At 36.9% G+C, this 6,779-nt stretch carries 3 protein-coding genes; 1 reads left to right on the forward strand and 2 read right to left on the reverse strand.

Going from position 1 to position 6,779, the window contains the following annotated elements; genetic code table 11:
* The coding region (locus tag ACIPNH_RS03935) for a class I tRNA ligase family protein (protein ID WP_400771850.1) at nucleotides 1–3,261 on the reverse strand (3,261 nt) is incomplete at its 3' end.
* 176 nt (nucleotides 3,262–3,437) lie between these two features.
* Between ACIPNH_RS03935 and ACIPNH_RS03940 the strand changes: the two genes are divergently transcribed.
* The gene (locus tag ACIPNH_RS03940) at nucleotides 3,438–4,904 is read left to right on the forward strand and encodes a peptide MFS transporter (protein WP_400771852.1); all 1,467 of its coding nucleotides are present in this window, start codon (nucleotides 3,438–3,440) and stop codon (nucleotides 4,902–4,904) included.
* A 139-nt stretch (nucleotides 4,905–5,043) separates the two neighbouring features.
* Here ACIPNH_RS03940 and miaB read toward each other — a convergent pair whose 3' ends face one another.
* Nucleotides 5,044–6,363: a tRNA (N6-isopentenyl adenosine(37)-C2)-methylthiotransferase MiaB gene (miaB, locus tag ACIPNH_RS03945; protein ID WP_400771854.1), complete on the reverse strand. Its 1,320-nt coding sequence runs from the start codon at nucleotides 6,361–6,363 to the stop codon at nucleotides 5,044–5,046.
* Between the last annotated feature and the right edge of the window lie 416 nt (nucleotides 6,364–6,779).

Genomic DNA, 6,779 nt, shown 5'->3' on the forward strand with positions numbered 1-6,779 from the left:
CAGTTTCTCAGTTTGTGGCATTTGTTGGGTGTTTGTGTGTGTGTGTTGGGTTTTACAACAGTTTATTTCTGTATTAATGTCCAAAGATAAGGCAAGGGTCTGCTCTTTTATATATTCAAACCACGTATTTATTGCTTCCTTAATTTTCTCATCTTCTGTTTTGATTATTACTCTGATTCTATCTGATATATGAAAATCAGCTTGTTTCCTAGTTTCCTGAATGAGCCTCACGACATCTCTCGCTAGCCCTTCTAGAATCAATTCATCATTTAAAGTAGTGTTTAGGATAACAACCCCTTTGTTGTTATCAAATACAGAGGAGAATTCACTGTTTGCTTTTAATAATAGTTCATATTCGCCTTTTTTTATAGTATAGTTCTCTGTTTCGTCTCCCAGAAATATCTGTTCATTTCCAACTTGCCTCCATTTTCCCTCTTTGACGTATTGAACTAATTTCTTGATCTTGCCTGGAACTCTCTTTCCAAGCACAGGGAAGTTGAGTTTTAACTCTAGTGATGCAACTTCTTTCAACTTATCCACTATTTCTAATTCTTTTACATTTACCTCATCTTTTATCATCTCTTGATATTCACCTTCAAGAAAACCACAGGAAGACTGATGATAAATCCTCATACTGCCAAGTGGCTGTCTGATACGTATGTTAAAAGTGTTTCTAATAGAGAGTGCAGAGTTACATATCTCTCTCACTAGATCCATTTTGGCAATGAGCTGACTATCAAACTTCTCTAATTGTGGAAAATTAGCCAAATGAACAGATGTTTCTTCATACTTAAGCCCTTGCCATATATTCTCTGTTATAAGTGGCAACAAAGGAGCTGCAGCTCTTAGTATGTAATAAAAAACCGTATATAGAACATTATAAGCATCAGTTTTATCCTGATCCAAATCACCTTTCCAAAAACGCTCGCGACTGCGACGAATATACCAATTATTTAGCACTTCAAAAAAGTTCATTAAAATTTTGCAAGCCTCTTGGGAGTTATAGTTGTTCATAGAAGCTTGGATACCTTCTACAGCTTCAACACACTTGGAAATCATGTAACGATCAATAGTGCTTCTATAGTCCTTACACACTTCAGCTTTAATTCCATCTGCATTTGCATACATAGTAAAAAAGTGATAACTATTCCAAATAGGTTTTATTACATTTTTTAGAACATCTCGTATTGAGTTTCCTTCTTTATCGAGTAGCAAATTACCACCACAAACAATAGATCCAGAAAGCATAAGAAAACGCAGTGCATCAGAACCGTATCTATCAAAAACCTCCATTGGATCTGCATAGTTATTCAAACGTTTGGACAATTTTTGCCCTTTTACATCCAAAACAACACCGTGGCATATGCAGTTCTTAAATGGTTCCCTATCAAACAAAGCAGTGGACAATACAAAGAGCGTATAAAACCACCCCCTGGTTTGCGCTATGTATTCAGTGATAAAATCCGCAGATTCAAACCACTCCTTATTTTCAAACGGATAGTGGATTTGCGCAAATGGCATCGAGCCAGATTCAAACCAGCAGTCAAACACGTCAGGTACACGGCGCATAACTGATTTTCCTGTTGGATCATCAGGATTTGGTCTTGTTAAAGTATCGATAAATGGTCTGTGCAAGTTGTCTATTTTAACATTAAAATCTCTCTCCAGTTCTTCTATTGAACCATATACATCTACTCTTGGATATCTCGCATCGTCTGATTTCCATACAGGGATTGGTGTACCCCAGAATCGATTGCGTGAAATTGACCAGTCGTGTGCCCCTTCAAGCCATTTTCCAAATTGACCATCTCTAATGTGGTTTGGTATCCAATTAACTCTCTTATTTAGCTCTACCATTCTGCTTTTGAATTTTGTAACAGCAACATACCAAGAAGGCATAGTGCGATAGATCAAAGGAGTGTCAGTTCTCCAGCAGTGTGGATAATTGTGAATATATTGTTCAGTTTTAAACCAATTCCCTTGCTCTTTTAATTTTTTTATTACTGTATCATTGGTATCAAAAACATGAACCCCTGCCAAATCTGAAATTTCAGCAGTAAATTTTCCACTGTTATCAATTGGACAAATAACTGGAATATCATGGCTTTGGCAAAGGTAAAAATCTTCCTCACCAAATCCAGGAGCAGTATGCACAACGCCAGTACCATCTTCTTCCGTCACATAATCAGCAATAAAAACGCGAAATGCATTTTTTGTGTCTTTAAAATAGTCAAACAGTGGTTTGTAAGAAAGACCTGCAAGATCATTCGCTTTAAGTTTTATATTGCAGTTTTCATATGGAATATTGTTTTGTTCAGAGTGGCTGATAAATTTCTCTAAGTAGCTTTCAGCAAAAATGTATATTTCACCATTCATTGAACTTCCTTCACTACTCCCTGTCATCCCAGTGCCCAGACACTGGGATCCAGAAATAGATTCCAGCGTCACGCGCTGGAATGACATCAAAGGGTGGACTGACACTGCACAATACTTAATATCTTTTCCTATTGCTAAAGCCAAGTTGCTCGGCAACGTCCAAGGAGTTGTAGTCCAAGCAAGTAATTTACACTTTCGTTTAACACTTTTAAATTGCTGTGGGTTTTCTAAAAGCTCAAATGCAACAGTTACAGCTTTGCTAACTTTTTCTCTATACGCGTTATCAAGCCTTGTTTCGAAATTAGATAATGGAGTTTCGCATGCCCAGCTATATGGTACAACGCGCACTGATTCATACACCAGACCCTTATCATAAAGCTGCTTGAATGCCCACATGACCGACTCCATGAATGATTTATCCATAGTCTTATAGTCATTGTGAAAGTCTACCCACCTTGCTTGCCTATTTACATACTTCTCCCACTCTGATGAAAATTTCATCACAGAAGTACGGCAATGATCGTTAAATTTATCTATACCAAACTTCTCTATCTCAGTTCTACCAGATATTCCAAGTTCTTTTTCTGCACCCATCTCAGCCGGCAATCCATGGCAATCCCAGCCAAATCTACGTTCAACCCTTTTTTGAAGCATAGTTTGATATCTTGCAAATGCGTCTTTGATGAAACCAGTGAGTAAATGTCCATAATGCGGAAGTCCATTTGCAAACGGAGGCCCATCGTAAAAGACAAAACAATTATCCTTGGAACGTTCTTCAACTGACCGCTCAAAAACTTTGTTTTCCTGCCAAAATTTTATGATTTCCTTTTCTAACGATAAAAAATCAGGACTACTTACTGTATCAGGATAATGCTTTGACTTCATGTTCGCTATGTAAAACTAAAGAATATAGGGCTTTCTGAAAAATTACAAATTCAAAAATATTTCCGTAGCTCACACCCCAACAAACTATTCTGCCGAGCTTCCAATACCTTTTTTTAAGTTTTACTTGCAGTTTTTATTGTTTTACTTAACATTAACCCAAGCTTTAGGGGTATTTTATGGATCAGAAGACAGATAAGTTTCTACAATTTTTAAAAATGTTGTGCTTTGTTGAAATGTGGGAACGTTTCTCTTACTATGGAATGAGGGCACTTTTGGTCCTATTTTTGACTTCTCACTTAGGTTTCACTGATGAGAGGGCCTTTACTATTTACTCATTATTTGCTGCAACAGGTTATGCTATACCAATACTTGGAGGTTTTTTAGCTGATAAGTTGATGGGATTACGCAACATGGTGTTGCTTGGAGGGATAGTGATGATAGCAGGTCATGCTTGCATGTCATTGGTTAAGTTTGAACCAGGTTTATTATATTTAGGTTTATCTCTAATAGCCATAGGTACTGGTATGTTTAAAGGGAACGTAACTAACTTACTTAGTTCATGCTATGGCAAAGACGATCCTGAACGTAGCAGAGGCTTTACTTTATTTTACGTAGGTGTGAATATTGGAGCAATATTGGCTTCTATTTCATGTGGTTATGTAGCCCACTTGTTTGGCTGGCACTACGGCTTTGGTTTAGCTGGTATTGGGATGTCTATAGGGCTAATCTTTTTTCTCAAATTTCAGAATCTTTTAGGAGATAGCGGCCTTTCTCCTTATCCAGAGCTTATGAATAAGCGCATATTAGGGATTAAAATTTTTGGTATAGTATTGATAGGAAGCTTTCTGTCATCATCAATAATTGCTAAAATGCTTATACATAGTGAATTTTTTACTAATATGCTCATATTTATTGGAATAACAGCTCTGGGCATATTTATTTATGTAATATCTAAATTATCAGCAGAACAAAGACGAAAATTAGTGGCATTATCTATTCTTGTGGTATTTTTCTTGTGTTTTTTTGCTTTAGAAATGCAGCTTGGCTCTTTGGTTAACTTATTCACCGAAAAAAACGTTATTAACAATGTATTAGGTATAACAATCCCAGCTTCAGTTTCTCAAGCCATAAATCCTTTGTCAATTATAATATTTGGCTTTCTTTTTGGAACATACATGAAGTTTAAGCAAAAATATGCAACTTCCATGTTTACCCTTGGCCTTCTGACAATGGCTATGTGTTTTTTCACACTGTACATAGGATGTTTAAACTCTAACATTGAAGGTAAAGTAGAATACTTATATTTAATAATTGCTATCTCCTTTATGGGACTGGGAGAATTATGTATTGCTCCATTAGTCCAAGAACAAGCAACTACACTAGCCCCCAAAAACCTTAGAGGAGTAGTGATGGGTATAGTAATGCTGTCATTAGCGTTTTCTAACCTAGCCGGAGTTGCAATATCAAAATTTATGTCAGTTCCTTCAGTAAATGGTAAAATAAATTATTTAGAATCTTTAGAAATATATAAAGAGGGTTTTTTAAAGGTGGGAATATTTAATTTAATGCTCGTTATTGTATTTTTATTCTTCTTCAATTTTATACATAAAGTTGTTACTAACTCATCTTGTACAAAAAATTGATATAGGTAAGCTCAAATTTGTAGGTTTAAGGTACCCGTTCAGCAGAGGTAGCAATTAAACTTTGTAACTTTTGAAAAAGATTATGATTGCATTTTTTCAATACTCTTTGCTTAAGATTTATATTTAACGCTGCTTAAAATCAGTGAAATGCACACCCCAGCAAACTACTCTGCCGAGCTTCCAACACTTTCACATTTACTATTTTGTCCCTGTATTTATCTTCAGAATCATCAATGCACACTGATTGCATATATGGGCTTTTACCAATAATTTGGTTTTGGTGTTTACCTTTTTTATCGCTAAATAGAACAGGTATAGTTTTACCTACCATACTCTGGTTAAACTCAAGTTGTTGCTTACTAATTAATTTCTGTAAACGAAGAAGGCGCTCTGTTTTAACCTCTTCTGGTACTTGATCTTTTCTTTCCGCTCCCGGTGTGCCTGGTCTTGGGCTGTATTTAAAACTATAAGCCTGAGCATATCTAACTTTTTCTACTAATTTCATAGTTTCTTCAAAATCTTTTTCGGTTTCTCCAGGAAAACCAACAATAAAATCAGAAGAAAATTCGATTTCAGGTTTCAATTTGCGAAATCTGTCTATTATTTCCAAATACTCCTCTGCAGTGTGTTTCCTGTTCATCGCGTGCAATATTTTATTCGAACCAGACTGCACAGGCAGGTGAACAAACGGCATGAGCTTTGGCTCTTCCGCATGTGCCAAGTAGAGAGATTCATGCATATCTCTTGGATGAGAAGTTGTATAACGAATCCTCTCTAGCTTTTCAATTTTAGCAATATGACTAATTAATTTTCCTAAATCCCACACTTCCCCTTCGCACTCCCCATGGTAAGCATTGACGTTCTGACCAAGCAAATTGATCTCATTTGCCCCATTTGCAACTAATTTCAATGCTTCACGAAATATTTCATTCACTGGCCGTGAATACTCAGCTCCACGAGTATAGGGCACTACACAAAACGTACAAAATTTATCACAACCCTCTTGTATGGCAAGAAACGCAGAAGATCCCTGGCTATTGCCATAGCATTCATCTGGCAATTTATCAAACTTTGCAACTTCAGGAAAATCAGTGTTTATTACATGACCTTTACTTCTGCTTGCTTTGACTATCAGCTCCGGTAAGGTAGCGATACTCTGCGGACCAACAACAATATCAACAAAAGGAGCCCTTCTGAACACTTCTTCTCCCTCTGCTTGCGCTACACACCCAGCCACCACTATAGTCATTTCTTTTCGTAACGAATGAATCTTCCCAAGCTCTGAGTAAACTTTTTCTGCTGCCTTCTCTCTAATGTGACAAGTATTCAGTATCACTAAATCGGCTTTCCCTGCATCACTAACAACGTTGAACCCCAAAGGTTTAATTACATTTTCCATTAAAACGGAGTCATAAACGTTCATCTGACAGCCGTAAGTTTTAATATATAGGCCTTTCATATTTGGTATGTCTTTTTCAAAATTTCTTCACCCTACACGTAAATGTCTAACAGACCAGCGCGTGACGCTAGTGAACTTGCTAGCACAATAGATTTTGACAAAATTATACGAAAAACTGGATCCCAGTGTCAAGCACTGGGATGACAAGTTCTCGGCAACCCCTACGTCATACCATCACGGTATCTCTAGATCCCGCTAACAAGTAGCGGGATGACGGTTGTCAGGGTGTCATGAAAGTAGCTAACACTGGCTTCCATCCAAGAGGGCAGTGCCCTCTTCTTGTCATCCCAGTGCTTGACACTGGGATGGCTTTGTTGCATCGCTACTTATGAAAGGCTAACTATAGTTAGGATTATAAGCAACCTATTGAAAATCTTGTTTTTTTGCAATCAATCTGATCAAATTTAAGAATAGTA

Origin of the sequence: Wolbachia endosymbiont of Drosophila barbarae, assembly GCF_044752445.1 — a bacterium.
GTDB lineage: Bacteria > Pseudomonadota > Alphaproteobacteria > Rickettsiales > Anaplasmataceae > Wolbachia > Wolbachia pipientis.